We start from the raw sequence: 16,108 nt of genomic DNA, 5'->3' as shown, positions 1-16,108 counted from the left end.
GTAGTTACCAGTCGGTAACATGTCAAGCAATTCACCACGCAGTCGAGGGTCATCATGTCGGGCATCGAGGCCGCCAACAAGCCGCCGGCACGCCGCACGCGCCGGCCGATCGCCGCGGCCGCCGCGCAGGAACACCTGCTGCGCGCCGCGGAGGAGCTGTTTTACAAGGAAGGGGTGCGCGCGGTCGGCGTCGAGGCGGTCGTGGAGCGCGCGGGCGTCAACAAGATGAGCCTGTACCGCCAGTTCTCGTCGAAGGACGAGCTGATCCTCGCGTATCTGGAACGGATGGATGCGTGCTTCTTCGAGCGTCTCGATTCGAGCGTCGCGAAGCATCCGGGCCAGCCGAAGGCGCAATTGATCCAGTATTTCGTCGATCTGGCCGAACGCGCGACGCAGAAGGACTATCGCGGCTGTCCGTTCGTCAACGTCGCGGCCGAATTCCCGGATACGTCGCATCCGGCGCGCGAGCGCGTCGCGCAGAACAAGGAACAGCTGATGAAGCGGCTCCTCGAGTTGTGCGAAGGCGCGGGCGCCCGGCAGCCGAAAGCGCTCGCCGACGCGCTCGCGCTCATCGTCGAAGGCATCTACGCGGCCAGCCAGACCTACCGGCACGGCGAAACGCCGATCGGCACCGCGCCCGCGCTGGCCACGCAGCTGATCGACGCCGCCTGCGCGTGACGGGCGGCGCACGCGCCGACCCGGCGTGCCCGCTCCGGCTACAATGCGGCCCTCGCTGCCGCTTCGCCCGACCGCCTCCGCCATGACCGATACCCGCCCCGACTCCCACGACGACATTCTCGCCGCCACGCGGCACTGGCTCGCGCGCGCGGTGATCGGGCTCAATCTGTGCCCGTTCGCGAAGAGTGTCTATGTGAAGGAACAGGTACGCTATGCGATCAGCGAAGCGACGACGCTCGAGGATGCGCTCGCCGATCTCGAAACCGAGCTGCGCGCGCTCGAAGCGGCGGATCCGCAGCAGGTCGACACGACGCTCGTGATCTATCCGCGCGCGTTCGCGGATTTCGTCGACTACAACGATGCGCTGTTCTTCGCCGAGCGGCTCGTGCGGCAACTGCGACTCGACGGCGTGCTGCAGATCGCGAGCTTCCATCCCGAGTACCGGTTCGAAGGCAGCGAAGCCGACGACATCGAGAACTACACGAACCGCGCGCCGTATCCGATCCTGCACCTGCTGCGCGAGGACAGCATCGCGCGCGCGGTCGATGCGTTCCCGGACGCATCCGCGATCTACGAGAAAAACCAGGAAACGCTGCGCCGCCTCGGTCACGACGGCTGGCGTGAATGGATGCGCCGGCCGGGCGACGACGTCTGACGCGTCGCGCGGCGGGTGGCTGGCGCGCGGCGGACGGGGGCCGGGCGTCGGTCCGCCTTGGTCCGCCTTGGTCCGCTTTGGTCCGCTTTGGTCCGCCTTGGTCCGCCTTGGTCCGCCTCGATCCGCCTCAGTCCGCGGACTGCTCGACGGCCTCGCCGGCCGCCGCCGCGGGCGCCGGCGCGAAGAAGCGCTCGTTCAGTTCGGCGAGCCCGAACATGCCGAGGATCTCGTTCAGCCGCTCGCCGGGCTTGCGGCGCGGCAAGTTCTTGTACTGCGCGATGATCAGCTCGTTCTTCATCGAATGCTCCCAGCCGACCAGCTCGGTCACGCTCACCTGGTAGCCGTGCGCCTCGAGCTGCAGGCAGCGCAGCACGTTGGTGATCTGGCTGCCGAATTCGCGCGTATGCAGCGGATGCCGCCACACTTCCGTCAGCGCGTTCGCGAGCGACTTGCCCTTGTTCTTGCGCAGCACGCCCGCGACCTCCGCCTGGCAGCACGGCACCAGCACGATGTGCTGCGCGCGCTTCGCGAGCGCGAACCGGATCGCGTCGTCGGTCGCCGTGTCGCATGCATGCAGCGCGGTGACGACGTCGACCGTTTCGGGCAGCTTCGGCGACGTGATCGAATCGGCGACCGACAGGTTCAGGAACGACATCCCGCCGAATCCGAGCCGCGCGGCGAGTTCGGTGGAGCGCGTGACGAGTTCCTCGCGCGTCTCGATCCCGTACACGTGCGACGCGAACGCCGGCGTGCCGTGCCCCGGCTGCTGCTTGAAGAACAGGTCGTACAGGATGAAGCCGAGATACGACTTGCCGGCGCCGTGATCGACGAGCGTCACGCCGCCCTTGTCGGCCTGCACGCTCGCGAGCAGCGGCTCGATGAACTGGAACAGGTGATAGACCTGCTTCAGCTTGCGGCGGCTGTCCTGGTTCAGCTTGCCGTCGCGGGTCAGGATGTGCAGTTCCTTCAGCAGCTCGACGGACTGCTCCGGACGGATTTCGTGGGTCTTGTTCGACATCGTGAAACGGCGCCGGGCCACGGTCGGTCGACCACGGCCCGGCGGCGGGAATTCGTGAGGAATGGCGACAGTTTACCGAAAATACGCGATCAGGCTCGCGCGCCGAGCCGCCAAAGCGACGTGACCTCGGCGCGGCGCGCGGCGTGCAGCGGATCGTCCGCGTCGGCCGACTTCGGGTGCGCGGGGCGGATGTCTTCGCGGCCGCGCACGACGAGGCCGGCTTCGTCGATCCATTGCAGCAGCGTGTCGCGCGGGCGCAGGCCGAGATGCTCGGCAAAATCGGACAGGATCAGCCAGCCCTCGCCGCCCGGTTCGAGATGGTCGGCAAGCCCCGCGAGGAAACCGCGCAGCATGCGGCTGTCGGGATCGTAGACCGCGTATTCGATCGGCGCGCTCGGACGGGCCGGCACCCACGGCGGGTTGCAGACGACGAGCGGCGCGCGGCCGGCCGGAAACAGGTCGGCTTCGACGACGTCGACGCGCCCGGCATGACCGAGCCGCGCGACGTTCTCGCGGGCGCATGCGAGCGCGCGCGGATCCTGGTCGGTCGCGACGATGCGCTCGACGCCGCGCGACGCGAGCACGGCCGCGAGCACGCCGGTGCCCGTGCCGATATCGAACGCGAGCGAGGTCGCGGGCAGCGGCGTGCGCGCGACGAGTTCGACGTATTCGCCGCGCACCGGCGAGAACACGCCGTAATGCGGATGGATCGGCGCGCCGCCGAGCGCCGGGATCGGCACGCCCTTCTTGCGCCATTCGTGCGCGCCGACGAGGCCGAGCAGTTCGCGCAGCGACACGACCGACGGCGCGCCGCCCGGGCCGTATGCTTCCTCGCATGCGGCGCGCACGTCGGGCGCGCGGCGCAGCGGGATCGTGTAGTCGGCGTCGAGCGGGATCAGCAGCATCCCGAGCGTGCGGGCGCGCTGCGATTGCGCGAGCCGGTGCAGGTTGAACGCGTCGACGCCGACCGCGGCCTTCGCCTTCTTCGGCTTGCGTTCGACGCGGCGCGCCATCGCCTGCACGAGCTGGCGTGCATTCTGGAAATCGCCCTGCCAGACGAGTGCGGTGCCCTCGCACGCGAGGCGGTACGCCGCGTCGGCGGTGAGGCGGTCGTCGGCGGGCACGGCGCGCTTCGGCGGCTGCACGCCGGCTTCGGAGCGCCAGCGCACGGCATGTTCGGCGCCGTCGGCGTCGGTCCAGTGGAAAACGGGGAAATCGGTCACGCGAGCTCGGCTACGGTTGGCTTCAGACAGGCGGCGCTACCGGACTACCGGAGTGCGCCGCGCGGACCACACCATACCGCGCTTTGCCCGCGCGGCAAAGCGCGGGCGACCGCCCTGGCCGCCACCCGCGCGATGCTCGCGGCGTGTCAGCTCTGGTCGTCGAGCGCCGCGCCCGGCGCGTTCTGCTTCACCGACGCGATGCCGTTCTCGCGGCCGGCTTCAGCCTTGTACAGCTCGCTCGTGCCGATGATCTCGTGATTGCCGGCCTTCAGGTTGAACATGAACTGGCCGTTGCTCGCGGTCTTGCGCTCGTAGCGCGCGTCGTCCGGTGCGTTCTTGCGCACGGACGCGACGCCGTTTTCCGCCGACGCCTTGGTCTTGTACAGCTCGCTGCGCAGCATGATCTCGCCGTTGGCGGCCTTCAGGTGGAACAGGAACTGCCCGTCGTTCGCTTTCTTGATGACGAATTTCGCTGCCATGGTGCCCTCTCCAAAAAGTCGTCCGGCCCTCCGGACCGAGGCAGTCTAAACGCGATTGCAGCGCAAAACGTAAGGCGCACGAAACACGATCGTCAGGAATCGTCAGACGGCGCTGCAATCACGCCGCTTCGTCCGGTCCGGCATCCGGGGCGTCGCGCAGGCATCGTCTAGCCGCCCCACCCCGGCGTCGCCGGCATGCGCAACGTGCCCGCATCGCTGAAACGCACGGTGCCGAGCACGCCGCCGGCGAGCCGGCCGCGCAGCGCGTACGGCAACTCGCCGCTGGCTGCCGCGCCGGGCAGGTTCCACGCCTGCCGCGCGGCGGCGAACGCCGACACCGAAACGGGCACGTCGATCACGGCCTCGCCGAAGCGCGGCACGACGCCCGAGCGATCGCTGACCCCGCTCGCGAACGGCGTGCCGTTCAGGTCGAGCGCGACCGAAATGCCGTCGTATTCGATCGGCGTGTCATTCGGGTTCTGCACGCGCAGCTTCAGGCTGAAGCGCATCTCGAGGCCCTGTCCGGCCAGCGGGTCGAGCCCGGCGACGGTCACGCTCACGGGCTCGCGCGTCAGGCCCGCGCACCCGCCGAGCGCGAAGACGGCGGCGAACAGCAGCAGCATGGCGCGCAGCGGCGCGATACGGAACAGGGCTCGTGGCATGGGCTGGCCTCCTTGCGGCAATCGATCGGCGGGTCGTCGCCGCATTGTACCGAGCGCGCCGCGCCACGCCCTGATTCGTAGTTTTCGCGCGCCGCCGAGATCGTTAATAGATTAAAACTACGGAAACGAACGGCTAAACAGAAAGCGAATTAATGCCTCCCAGCATTCAATGGCGCGCGAAAAATTCAAGAGAAGCACTTTCTAATTTTTTCGTTTCCTTTACCCAAAACCATCAAGTATATTTACGCATCCTTCGAGCAGGCCGACAAACCTTCAAGCCGTATGACGGCGATTTTACGGAACGGCGACACGCCGTCCTTCCGTCCTGCGGCCTGGTACGGCCAGCCCCGTGGGTCGTCGGTTCAAAGGGAATGCACGCCCGCACAGGGCGGGCGGCCCCGTGTCGTGCGCGCGAAATCAATTCAGTACAACCCGCGCCCGGCCATTTTGAACCGGCCAGTTAACCGACATCCGGAAACACAGAGGGGGCAGTAAACCATGATTACCTTCACGTAGTCGGCCGGCCGTCTTTTCGAATAATCCGTCATTGGCATTTCTCGTCGCTGTTGATTAACGGCGAGAGATTTCTTTTGCCGGCGTTTTCGCAGCACTGAACGATTCTTTCAACAATCGAGGTTTCAGTCATGTCGATCAACATTCACAAGATGCGTTACCTGCCGCTGGTTGCCGCACTCGCGCTCGCCGGGTGCGGCGGCGACGACAGCGGCGTCGGCTCGGCTTCCGCACTCAGCTCCGCCGGCGCGCCGCACTCGAGCTCGTCGCCCGCCGCCAACACGCCGCCGTCAGCCTCCAACGTCGACAAGAGCGTGTCGCCCGTCGAGCTGCCGGACACCGTGGTACCGGTCAACTACCGGCTGTGGTTCCGCCCGAACGATGCGCTGAACGCGTTCGACGGGCGCGCCGACGTCGAGATCAAGGTGCTGAAGCCGGTCAACAACATCGTGATCGCCGGCCACCGGATCAAGTTCACGAACGGCCGCATCACGCTGCAGCCGGGCAACATCCAGCTGATCGCGACGCCGCAGGACAAGGGCGACTTCTACCAGCTGCGCCCCGTCGCCGGCACGATCGCGCCGGGCAACTATTCGCTGCACATGGAATGGTCCGGCATCATCAACTTCAAGTCGTACGACGATCCGGCCACGCAGACGGGCGGCAGCTGCGGCGACGACCCGTATCCGGGCTGCTCGGCCGCCGAAGGCGTGTTCCGCGTCGACCTGAAGGGCACCGACGGCAAGACGAGCGGCGCGATCCTCACGCAGGGCGAAACCAACCTGTCGCGCCAGTGGTTCCCGGGTTGGGACGAGCCGGCCTTCCGGCCGACCTATGAAGTGACGGCCGAAGTGCCGCAGAACTGGCGCGTCGTGTCGAACGCGGCCGAGAAGCCGTCGACCAACGTCGGCGGCGGCTACAAGCTCGTGCAGTTCGAGAAGACGCCGCCGATGCCGTCGTACCTGCTGTTCTTCGGCGGCGGCATGTTCGACACCTACGAGGACGACTTCTCGAGCCCGCTGCCGGGCGGCAAGGGCGGCCTGCACCTGCGCGTGTTCACGCCGCCGGGCATGAGCGACTGGGCCAAGCCGGCGATGGACCGCACCAAGCAGGCGCTCGATTTCTATTACCGCTACACGGGTATCCCGCTGCCGCTGACGAAGTTCGATACGGTCGCCGCGAACGACGCGTTCAAGGAGCAGAAGGACCTGAACTTCGGCGGGATGGAGAACTGGGGGTCGATCCTCGAGTTCGCCGACGACATCCTGCCGCAACCGGGCCAGCCGATGTCGCGCTACGGTAACGAGGTGCTGACGCACGAAGTCGCGCACCAGTGGTTCGGCGATCTCGTCACGGCCGACTGGTGGGACAACGTCTGGCTCAACGAGTCGTTCGCGACGTTCTTCGAGACGAAGACGACGATCCAGTTCTTCCCCGACGAGTTCAGCTGGCTCGACCAGGTGAAGAACAAGTATCGCGTGATCAATCGCGACATCGGCCCGAACGCGTTCCCGGTCGCGCCGAACTTCAACGACTGGGCGTCGAACGACTTCGTGCTGAGCGCGAGCGCGTTCACGTATGACAAGGGCGGCCATGTGCTGAAGACGCTCGAGAACTATCTCGGCGAGCAGACGCTGCGAAAGGGCCTGCAACAATACCTGGTCGACTACTCGTTCGGCAACGGCACGCCGAAGCGCCTGTGGGATGCGCTGTCGAAGGAAAGCGGCCAGGCGGTCGGCCCGATCGGCGACAGCTACGTGCGCCAGACGGGCGTGCCGCTGATCTCGCTCGACACGCAGTGCGACATGACGAAGAACCAGACGGTCGTCACGCTGAAACAGCAGCCGTTCCCGAACAAGAACGCGTATCCGGGCCTGCAGTGGACGGTACCGATCACGCTCGCGTACGGCCAGGGTCTCGCGAAACGCACGACGCTCGCGCTGAAGGATACGCAGACGCAGACGCGGATCGACGGCTGCACGGGCGTGGTCGCGGATCCGAGCGGTCTCGACTACTACGTCGTGAACTACAGCGACGCCGCGTGGAGCGGCCTGCTCACGCAGGTCAACAGCTCGGTCGATCCGGTGCTGCTCGCGAACCTGAAGAGCGAGGCCGCGCTGCTCGTCGCGAACAACCTCGCGCCGGCTTCGCGTTCGACGTCGATCGGCTCGGTCGCTTCGCCGGCGGCGATGAAGCTGCGCCAGACGCCGAGCTTCGGCGGCATCGCGCCGACGGTGAAGGAACGTCCGTCGCTGCGCTACCAGGGCATGTTCAAGCCGCGCAAGACGCTGGTTCAGTAACGTGATCCGGCCGGCCGGTGCCGCGCGATACGCGGCGCCGGCCGGCGTTCGACGCTTCATGTCCCTTCACGTCCCTTCACCGCCTATCGCAGGCCCCGGATGCGGGGCCTGTTTTTTGTTGCCGCCGCGTGCGGCGCCGCGCCAATGCCGACCTGGCGCCTGTTCACGCCAATAACGGGCCCTAGCGATCGTCGCGCCGGCGAAACGCCCACCACGCGGCGAGTGCGGTAAAGCCCGCGACCAGCAGCACCATCAGCCAGAACCCGTGCTTGTTCTCCGAGAACGGCACGCCGCCGACGTTCATCCCGAAGAAGCCCGCGACGATGTTGATCGGCAGCGCGATCACGGTCACGAGCGTCAGCGTGAACAGCGTCCGGTTGTTCTGCTCGTCGAGCCGCGAACCGATCTCTTCCTGCAACAGCTTGATCCGCTCGTTGAGCCCCGACAGATCGGCGAGCACCAGTGAGAACTCTTCGGTCGATTCGCGCAGCTCCTGCACGTCTTCGGCGTGCAGCCACGCGGGCGGTTTCGCGAGCAGCCGGAAAATCGAGCCGGGCTCGGGCGCCAGCATGCGCTGCAGCCGCGTCAGCGTGCGGCGCATCGCGCCGAGCTCGATGCGGTTCGACGTGAGCCGTTGCGACAGGAAGCGATCCTCGATGCGATCGACGTCGATGCTCGTGCGCCGCATGATCTGGATCAGCAGGTCGGCCTGGTCGCGCAGCAGGTGCACGAGAAGTTCGGCCGGCGACCGGAACCGCTCGCCGTCGCGCACGCAGGCGCGCAGCGTATCGACCGAACGCAGCGGCTTGAGCCGCGCGGTGACCATGATGCGCCGCTCGACGTGGACGAACAGCGTCGCGATTTCCGACGGCGTCAGCTCGAGGTTGAACATCACGTCGTTGACGATCGCGCGCAGCGCGCCGTCCTCCTGCTCGATGCGCGTCGAGCGCGATCCTTCGTGGAGGAATTCGAAGAAGCTGTCGGGCAATCCGAGGTGCGTGCGCATCCAGCGCTCGCTCGCGCCGTGCGCGAGATTGAAGTGCAGCCAGACGAAATCGTCCGATGCGGCCGCATCGCGCTCGCGGCACGTGCGCAGCCATGCGGCGGCCGCATCGGCATCGAGCATCGCGCCCGATCCGCCCGGGACGAAGCGGAATCCGCACACCATGCCGGACGTATCGGCGCCGTAAGTCTGTACGATCAGGTCCATCGTGTCGAAGGTCGTGCGGCGCTCGCCGCGCCGCGCATCGCGCATTGCGGCGCCACGCCGGGAAATGGAAGGAAACGTATGCCCGATGCATGCGGCATTTTCGTGACATTGTCACATCCTGCCGTCCGGCGTAAGACGTCCCCAAAAACAACGCGCCGCCCGGTGGGCGGCGCAGGTGCGATGTGCAGGCTGGTGTGATGCCGGTTACTGCCGCGTCTCCGACTGCGCGGCGGTCGGGCAGGCCGGATCCTTGCCCCAGTGGCCGTCGCAGACGCGCCAGCGGCACAGCTGATCCTCGAAGAAGCCGCGCTCCGCGCAATCCTTCACGCGCGATGCGAGCGAACCGCCCGTCGCGGCGGCCGTCTTGGTCGGCACGACCTGCCCCTTCTGCGCGGCGGCCTTCTTGTCGGCCGGCTTCGTGCGGGCGACCAGCGCGGCGAGCAGGTCCGCATCCGGGTCGTCCTTCCCGGACGCCTTCGCGCTCGCGGTACGGGTCGTCGCTTCGCGACGCTTCTTCGCCTGCGCGAGCTCCGCCTGCTGTTCCTTGTGATGCTTGCGAGCCTCCGCCTTCGCGTCGGCCTTCGCGTCGGCCTTGCTGCGGGCGGCGGCCTTGTCGCTCTTCGCGGCGTCGGCCTTCGCGGATTTCGTCGTCGCCGCTGCTGCGGCAGCCGTCGCAGCGACGGCGCCCGCCGTGGCTGCGCCCGATGCATCGTCGGCACCGTTCGCGAGCGCGCGCGACAAGCGGCTGTTGTCCGCACCCGACGCGCCCGATGCGGACGCAACGGCCTGGGACGCGGCATCGTCGTTGACGATCGTCGCCGTTTGCACGACGGGCACAGCCGACGCGGCATTCTGCGCGACCTGCACGGCGGCGGCGCTGGCCGGCTCGGCCTTCGCCGGTGCCTGCACGGGCGCGGCGGCCACGACGGCCGCCTCGCCGGATTGCTGCTGCCAGCGCCATGCGCCCCAGCCGCCGACGGCGACCACGAGCGCGACGACGGCCGCGATCGGCCCCTTCAGCGAACGGCGCGGCGGTTCGGCCGGCGGCGTGACACGTCCTTCCAGATTCGCGAGAATGCGCGACTGCTGCGGTTCGCCCCCGCCTGCCGGTTTGGTATCGGATAGCAGGCTGGGCGGGGTTTTCGAATTTGAATTTTCCGGCGCACTCATTCAGCGTCTCATTGAATCCTGGTTTAATTCACCGCGATAATATAGCCCGGCCTCTCAAAGCAGCCTGATTCTAAGAGCAAGCATTGCAAAACACAATCAATTCCAATTTCCGGGGATTTCGTTGATTGCCGTCGCACTCGTCGCCTATTTCGCCCTTGCCGTCGCGGTTGCGGCACTGTTGCTTTTACCGGGTATCCGCGCGACCGTTTTCGAATCCGTCGCCCAGTTTCGCGGCCGCCTGACGCGCCGCGCGAACGATCACGCCGCACGTACGCGAAGTCAAATTGTTAAATCGGCAACCGTTACGCGCGGCGCATTAAGTGACGTGCAAAATTTACTGATCCGGCGGCGCTTGATGATTATGGTGTCGGCAGGTATTCTTGCGACGCCGCCATTGGTGGCCATTGCGTTACGCGGTCGGCAATTATTTCAGTACGACGACACGGCGCGCGTGCCTGACGAGAAGATCGCCGCGCTGCTGCAGGGCGAACAGCTCGTGCCGCCGCCGCCGTTGCCGCCGGAAGTCTTTGCCACGAAGGAAGTCGAACAGGTGCGGCCTGCGCTGAGAGATGCAAGCCGCGACTGGAACCTGCTGGATCCCGATTTCCGTACGCGTTTGCTGCTGGTCTACAAGATCATGCACGAACAATATGGTTACGAGATGGCGTTGCTGGAAGGTTATCGGAGTCCGGAACGACAGAACCGGCTCGCGCAGATGGGCACCAACGTGACCAATGCGGCGGCCTTCCAGAGTTATCACCAGTTCGGGCTCGCGGCCGACAACGCGTTTCTGCGCGACGGCAAGCTGGTCATTTCCGAGAAAGATCCCTGGGCGATGCGCGGCTACCAGTTGTACGGACAGGTCGCCGAGCAAGTCGGCCTGACCTGGGGAGGCCGTTGGAAAATGATGGATCTCGGGCACGTGGAATACCATAAACCCGGTTTTAAACTGGGACGCGGCAGCTAGTCAGGGCTGCCGGACAAGAAATAATGAGGGCGGCATGGGGCTTTTTAATCACCCGGCAGGAAACGATTTGGGCGGCGCAAACGATCGGGCATTCCGTTGCGCGATTTTTTCAGGCCGCCGCTTCCGTTTTAATTCTCACAGCGTCCTTTCATTATTGCGCGCGCCTTCTCCGATGCCGCGGGCGCATTGATGCCAGCCCCCTTCATCCCGTTTGACAGCATGGCGACACATCGCGGCGCCACGCTTGCCGCTCGGCGCGCCTGCGTCGCCTCACCGAATCGCACCGGAACCTGAACGTCCTATGCAACGCATCCTCAACGTGCTGACTCATCCGCGTACGCTCTCGATTGTCGGGATCGTCGCGCTAGCGGCGATTCTCTTCATCGCTGCCGACATGCTGCAGCTGCCGCTCCTGTGGGCGGCGGTCGCCTTCGCGGCGATCCTCGTGCTGTGGCTCGGCGTCGCACTGGTGCGCCGCTGGCGCGTGAAGCGCGCGAACCGGCAGCTCGGGCAGGTGCTGGAAGAGCAGGCGGAAACCGGCAAGATCGCCGCGCCGGCCGCGGCCGCGCTCGCACCCGACACGAAGACCGCCGACCTCGACGTGCTGCGCACGCGCCTGTCCGACGCCGTGAAGACGATCAAGACGTCGAAGATCGGCCAGGTGTCGGGCGGCTCCGCGCTGTACGAACTGCCGTGGTACATCGTGATCGGCAACCCGGCCGCCGGCAAGAGCAGCGCCGTGCTGAACTCCGGCCTGCAGTTTCCGTTCGCGGACAAGAACAGCGCGGTGATCCACGGCATCGGCGGCACGCGTAACTGCGACTGGTTCTTCACGACCGAAGGGATCCTGCTCGACACGGCCGGCCGCTACTCGGTGCACGAGGAAGACCGCAGCGAATGGCTCGGCTTTCTCGGCCTGCTGAAGCGCTATCGTCCGAAGGCGCCGATCAACGGCATCATCGTCACCGCGAGCATCGCCGAACTCACCGGCAACCGCCCCGAGTTCGCGATCAACCTCGCGAAGAATCTCCGTCAGCGCGTTCAGGAACTGACGGAAAAGCTCGAGGTGTTCGCGCCGGTCTACGTGATGTTCACCAAGGCCGACCTGATCACCGGCTTCACCGAATTCTTCAGCAGCAGCGACAAGCACGAATACGACCGCGTGTGGGGCGCCACCCTGCCCTACGAGCCCGATGACAAGCGCGACGTGGTCGCGCAGTTCGACACGCACTTCGAGGAACTCTACGAAGGGCTGAAGGAAATCAGCGTCGCGCAGCTGTCGCTGTCGCGCGGCAACCAGCTGTCGCCGGGCCAGCTGAGCTTCCCGCTCGAATTCTCGACGATCAAGCCGTCGCTGCGCGCGTTCCTCGCGACGCTGTTCGAGAACAACCCGTTCCAGTACAAGCCTATTTTCCGCGGCTTCTACTTCACCAGCGCGCTGCAGGAAGGCGAAACCAACAGCGCCGCCGCGCAGCGCATCGCGCACCGCTTCGGCCTCGACGCGAGCGCGCTGCCCAAGCCGCACAGCGCGTTCTCGAAGAACGGCTTCTTCCTGCGCGACCTGTTCTCGAAGGTGATCTTCGCGGACCGCCAGACCGTGCGCCAGTTCGCGAGCCCGACCAAGACCCGGCTGCGCTACGCGACCTTCTTCGGCTTCGTCGCGGCGCTCGCGCTCGCGCTCGGCGGCTGGACCTGGTCGACGATCGGCAACCAGCAGCTCGTCGCGAACGTGCAGGCCGACCTCGACAACGTCACGCGCCTGCAGCAGGGCCGCAACGACCTGCAGTCGCGCCTGCAGGCGATGGACATCCTGGAAGACCGCATCGAACAGCTCGAACAGTTCCGCCGCGACAAGCCGGTGTCGGTGTCGCTCGGCCTGTACCAGGGCGACCGTCTCGAGCAGCACCTGCTGACCGAGTACTACAACGGCGTGCGCCAGATCCTGCTGGCGCCGGTCTCGCAGAACCTCGCGTCGTTCATGAAGGACGTGAACGCGCATCCCGAACAGCTCGTGCCGATGACGCGCCCGCCGGAATCGGGGGCCGTGCAGGGCGGCGCGATTCCCGTGTCGACGAACCCGCCGGGCGCCACGCCGCTCGCCGGCGCCGCGCAAGGCGCATCCGCGGCGGCGGCCGCCGCGCCGCAACAGCCGGCCGCGCCGCAAGGCGGCCTCTACAGCGACGCGTCGCCGACCAACGTGCAGGACGCGTACAACGCGCTGAAGACCTACCTGATGCTGTCCGACAAGCGTCACGTCGAACAGGCGCACCTGACCGACCAGCTCGCCCGCTTCTGGCGCGGCTGGCTCGAGACGAATCGCGGCAACATGCCGCGCGACGAGATGATCAAGAGCGCCGAGCGCATGATCTCGTTCTATCTCGCCCGCGTGAACGACAACGACTGGCCGATGATCGATGCGAACCTCGCGCTCGTCGACCAGACCCGCGAGAACCTGCGCCGCGTCGTGCGCGGCATGCCGGCCCGCCAGCGCGTCTACGAGGAAATCAAGGCGCGCGCGTCGACCCGCTTCGCGCCGATGACCATCGCGCGCATCGTCGGCGACGGCAACCAGGGGCTGGTCGCCGGCAGCTACGCGATTCCGGGCACCTTCACGCGCGAAGCGTGGTTCGACTACGTGCAGCCGGCGATCCGCGACGCGGCGACCAAGGAACTGCAGGCGAAGGACTGGGTCCTGAACACGTCGACGCAGGACGACCTGACGCTGGAAGGCAGCCCCGAGCAGATCCAGAAGACGCTCGTCGGGATGTACAAGACCGAGTACGCGCAGCACTGGCAGAAGTTCATGCAGGGCATCGCGGTGCAGGGCTTCAGCAGCTTCGGCCAGGCCGTCGACGGGATGAACCGCCTCGGCGACCCGCAGGATTCGCCGATCCGCAAGATCCTCGAGACCGCGTACGACCAGACGTCGTGGGACAACCCGTCGCTGGCGAACGTCGCGATCAAGAAGGCGCAGACCGGCGTCGTGAACTGGGTCAAGCAGCTGTTCACGCGCTCGCAGGCCGGCCAGGTGGCGGCCGCGAACATCGACATCAACGGCAATCCGGCCGAGGTGCCGATGGGTCCGATCGGCCAGGAGTTCATCGGGCTCGCGCGGATCGTCGCGACGCACGACGGCACGTCGATGCTCAAGGGCTACATGGATTCGCTGTCGAAGGTCCGTACGCGCTTCAACGTGATCAAGAACCAGGGCGACCCCGGCCCCGGCGCGCGCCAGCTAATGCAGCAGACGCTCGACGGCAACGGCTCGGAACTCGCCGATTCGCTGAAGTTCGTCGACGAGCAGATGCTGACAGGCCTCACCGATTCGCAACGCAAGTCGCTGCGTCCGCTGCTGGTGCGGCCGCTGATGCAGGCGTTCTCGGTGGTGATCCAGCCTGCCAGCGCGGAAGTCAACAAGGTATGGAACGCGCAGGTCTACCAGCCGTTCCAGAGCTCGCTCGCGACCAAGTACCCGTTCGCGGCGAACGCGAAGGTCGAGGCCGGCGCCGGTGAAATCGCGCAGGTGTTCGGTCCGGACGGTGCGATCGCGAAGTTCGTCGGCACGACGCTGGGCCCGCTCGCGGTGCGCCGCGGCGACACGCTCGCCGCCCGCACGTGGGGCGACATGGGCATCGGCCTCACGCCCGACTTCACGAACGGCTTCGCGCGCTGGGTCGCCCCGCTCGCCGGCGGCGCCGCGGGCGGCGCGGCTGCGGCGGCCGAACCGCAGACCGTGTTCCAGATCCTGCCGCAGCCGAGCACGGGCACGACGGAATACACGATCGCGATCGACGGCCAGCAGCTGCGCTACCGCAACACGCCGCCGCAGTGGACCAACTTCGTGTGGCCGAACCCGCAGGGCTCGCCGGGCGCGACGCTGTCCGCGACGACCTTCGACGGCCGCACGGTGCAGCTCGTCAACGAACCGGGCCGCTACGGTCTCGAGAAGCTGATCAATTCGGCGCAGCGCAAGCGCCGTCCGGACGGCACCTTCGACCTCACGTGGGTCCAGGGCAGCGTGAACGTATCGGTGACGATGCGCATCATCAGCACGTCGCAACCGACCAGCAGCGGCGGCGACCAGCCGCAGCAGCAGAGCCTGCGCGGCCTGCAGCTGCCGTCGTCGGTCGCCGACGCGAGCGCGGGTGCCGCGCAGAACGCGACGCAGGCCGGCTCGGGCGCGCCGGCGGCCGCACCGGCCGTCGCGGCCGCCACCGCAACGAACGCACAGGGGGCGCAATGACGCAAACCGTTCAGGCGCAGATCGCCTACTTCGGCAAGATTCCGTCGCGCGGCGACTTCGTGAAGAGCCCGCACAATCCGCAGTTGCTGCAGACGCTCGATCGCTGGATCGCGCAAGCACTCGAACTGCTCGCGGAGGATCCGCGCTGGAAGATCGTCTACGAGGATGCGAAGCCGATGCATTTCGCGTTCCTCGGCTCGCGCAGCAAGCTCGCCATCGCGGGCCACATGGTCGCGAGCCACGACGTGTCGATGCGCCGTTTCCCGTTCCTCGGCGCGACCGCGCTCGAGGTCGACCGGCCGCTCGCGTTCCTCGCGCGCAGCCCGCTCGCGTTCGCGCGGCTGTGGTCGCGCGTCGCCGCGCAGATGCCGGCGCTGCTCGCGAAGGAGGAGCCGCCCGGCGCGCTGCAGGCGCTCGGCGATACGCAGGTGCCGATCGACGTCGGCGGCCCCGGCACATCGCATGACGGCACCTTCAACGACTTCATCGAACACCAGTCGCTGTACGGCCTGCAGCAGATGCTGCTCGAAAGCGGTCATCCGGTGCGGCTGCGCGGCGCGATGCTCGCGCTCGGTTCGCTGTTGCGGCCCGTGATGCAGAGTGGCTCGTCGCACATCGAGCGCGGCCTCACGCTGCCGCTGCCGGTCGACCCGTTCTATCGCAGCCTCGTCGCCGCGTTCTGGCTCGAACTGATCGCACCGTTCGTCGCGCAGGCCGACTTCGAGCTCGCGATCTTCATCGGCACGATCGCCGAACGCGAACGGCTGATCATCGGCTTCAACGGCGCGTCGTCGAAGACGCTGCTGAGCGTCGTCGATCCGCAGACCTACGCCGCCCACAACATCGACATCGACGATCCCGAGTGGATCGACGCCCATGCGCAAAACGATCACCAGATCAGCAAGCTCGTCAGCTACCTCGACCAACCGCAACTCTCGCTGCGCGTCGCCATCGACGCCTTCCGCGAAGCGTTCATCGGAGGCTGACGGG

General features: G+C 66.8%; 12 protein-coding genes. 6 read left to right on the top strand and 6 right to left on the bottom strand.

The window, feature by feature from the left end; genetic code table 11:
- Nucleotides 1-54 precede the first annotated feature (54 nt).
- Nucleotides 55-678 carry a TetR/AcrR family transcriptional regulator gene (locus DID99_RS23880; RefSeq protein WP_124487887.1) on the top strand — a complete coding sequence of 208 codons (624 nt, stop codon included), beginning with the start codon at nucleotides 55-57 and terminating at the stop codon, nucleotides 676-678.
- A gap of 82 nt (nucleotides 679-760) precedes the next feature.
- Nucleotides 761-1,333: a DUF1415 domain-containing protein gene (locus DID99_RS23875; RefSeq protein WP_124487886.1), complete on the top strand. Its 573-nt coding sequence runs from the start codon at nucleotides 761-763 to the stop codon at nucleotides 1,331-1,333.
- A gap of 127 nt (nucleotides 1,334-1,460) precedes the next feature.
- Here the strand turns inward: DID99_RS23875 and DID99_RS23870 are convergent, their stop codons facing one another.
- The 4 genes from DID99_RS23870 to DID99_RS23855 all read right to left on the bottom strand — a co-directional run bounded on the left by DID99_RS23870 (nucleotide 1,461) and on the right by DID99_RS23855 (nucleotide 4,715).
- Complete coding sequence (locus DID99_RS23870) at nucleotides 1,461-2,351, bottom strand: SAM-dependent methyltransferase (RefSeq protein WP_124667633.1); 891 nt, start codon at nucleotides 2,349-2,351, stop codon at nucleotides 1,461-1,463.
- Nucleotides 2,352-2,440: 89 nt separating this feature from the next.
- Nucleotides 2,441-3,574: a class I SAM-dependent methyltransferase gene (locus DID99_RS23865; RefSeq protein ID WP_124487884.1), complete on the bottom strand. Its 1,134-nt coding sequence runs from the start codon at nucleotides 3,572-3,574 to the stop codon at nucleotides 2,441-2,443.
- A gap of 146 nt (nucleotides 3,575-3,720) precedes the next feature.
- Complete coding sequence (locus tag DID99_RS23860; RefSeq protein ID WP_124667632.1) at nucleotides 3,721-4,053, bottom strand: YegP family protein; 333 nt, start codon at nucleotides 4,051-4,053, stop codon at nucleotides 3,721-3,723.
- Between the two features lie 167 nt (nucleotides 4,054-4,220).
- Nucleotides 4,221-4,715: an LEA type 2 family protein gene (locus DID99_RS23855; protein ID WP_124522203.1), complete on the bottom strand. Its 495-nt coding sequence runs from the start codon at nucleotides 4,713-4,715 to the stop codon at nucleotides 4,221-4,223.
- 644 nt (nucleotides 4,716-5,359) lie between these two features.
- Here DID99_RS23855 and DID99_RS23845 point away from each other — a divergent pair.
- Nucleotides 5,360-7,528 carry a M1 family metallopeptidase gene (locus DID99_RS23845; protein ID WP_124487880.1) on the top strand — a complete coding sequence of 723 codons (2,169 nt, stop codon included), beginning with the start codon at nucleotides 5,360-5,362 and terminating at the stop codon, nucleotides 7,526-7,528.
- A 181-nt stretch (nucleotides 7,529-7,709) separates the two neighbouring features.
- On the opposite strand, the gene DID99_RS23840 is transcribed toward DID99_RS23845, so the two are convergent.
- Nucleotides 7,710-8,738, bottom strand: a complete 1,029-nt coding sequence (locus DID99_RS23840; protein WP_124571727.1) for a transporter — start codon at nucleotides 8,736-8,738, stop codon at nucleotides 7,710-7,712.
- Nucleotides 8,739-8,942: 204 nt separating this feature from the next.
- Nucleotides 8,943-9,908 (bottom strand): phage tail protein, encoded by a 966-nt coding sequence (locus DID99_RS23835; RefSeq protein ID WP_124667631.1) that lies wholly within the window; start codon nucleotides 9,906-9,908, stop codon nucleotides 8,943-8,945.
- A 121-nt stretch (nucleotides 9,909-10,029) separates the two neighbouring features.
- On the opposite strand from DID99_RS23835, the gene DID99_RS23830 reads away from it, so the two are divergent.
- From DID99_RS23830 to tagF, 3 genes are all read left to right on the top strand, one after another.
- On the top strand, nucleotides 10,030-10,875 hold the full coding sequence (locus DID99_RS23830; protein WP_044845915.1) for a M15 family metallopeptidase: 846 nt from the start codon (nucleotides 10,030-10,032) through the stop codon (nucleotides 10,873-10,875).
- 301 nt (nucleotides 10,876-11,176) lie between these two features.
- Nucleotides 11,177-15,118 carry a type VI secretion system membrane subunit TssM gene (tssM, locus tag DID99_RS23825; protein ID WP_044845916.1) on the top strand — a complete coding sequence of 1,314 codons (3,942 nt, stop codon included), beginning with the start codon at nucleotides 11,177-11,179 and terminating at the stop codon, nucleotides 15,116-15,118.
- The gene (gene tagF, locus DID99_RS23820) at nucleotides 15,115-16,104 is read left to right on the top strand and encodes a type VI secretion system-associated protein TagF (protein ID WP_044845917.1); all 990 of its coding nucleotides are present in this window, start codon (nucleotides 15,115-15,117) and stop codon (nucleotides 16,102-16,104) included. The genes tssM and tagF overlap by 4 nt, the downstream gene beginning before the upstream one ends.
- The last annotated feature ends 4 nt before the right edge of the window (nucleotides 16,105-16,108 follow it).

It is taken from the genome of Burkholderia sp. Bp8986 (genome assembly GCF_003854225.1).
Classification (GTDB): Bacteria; Pseudomonadota; Gammaproteobacteria; order Burkholderiales; family Burkholderiaceae; genus Burkholderia.
This window is presented reverse-complemented; position numbering and strand designations above follow the sequence as displayed.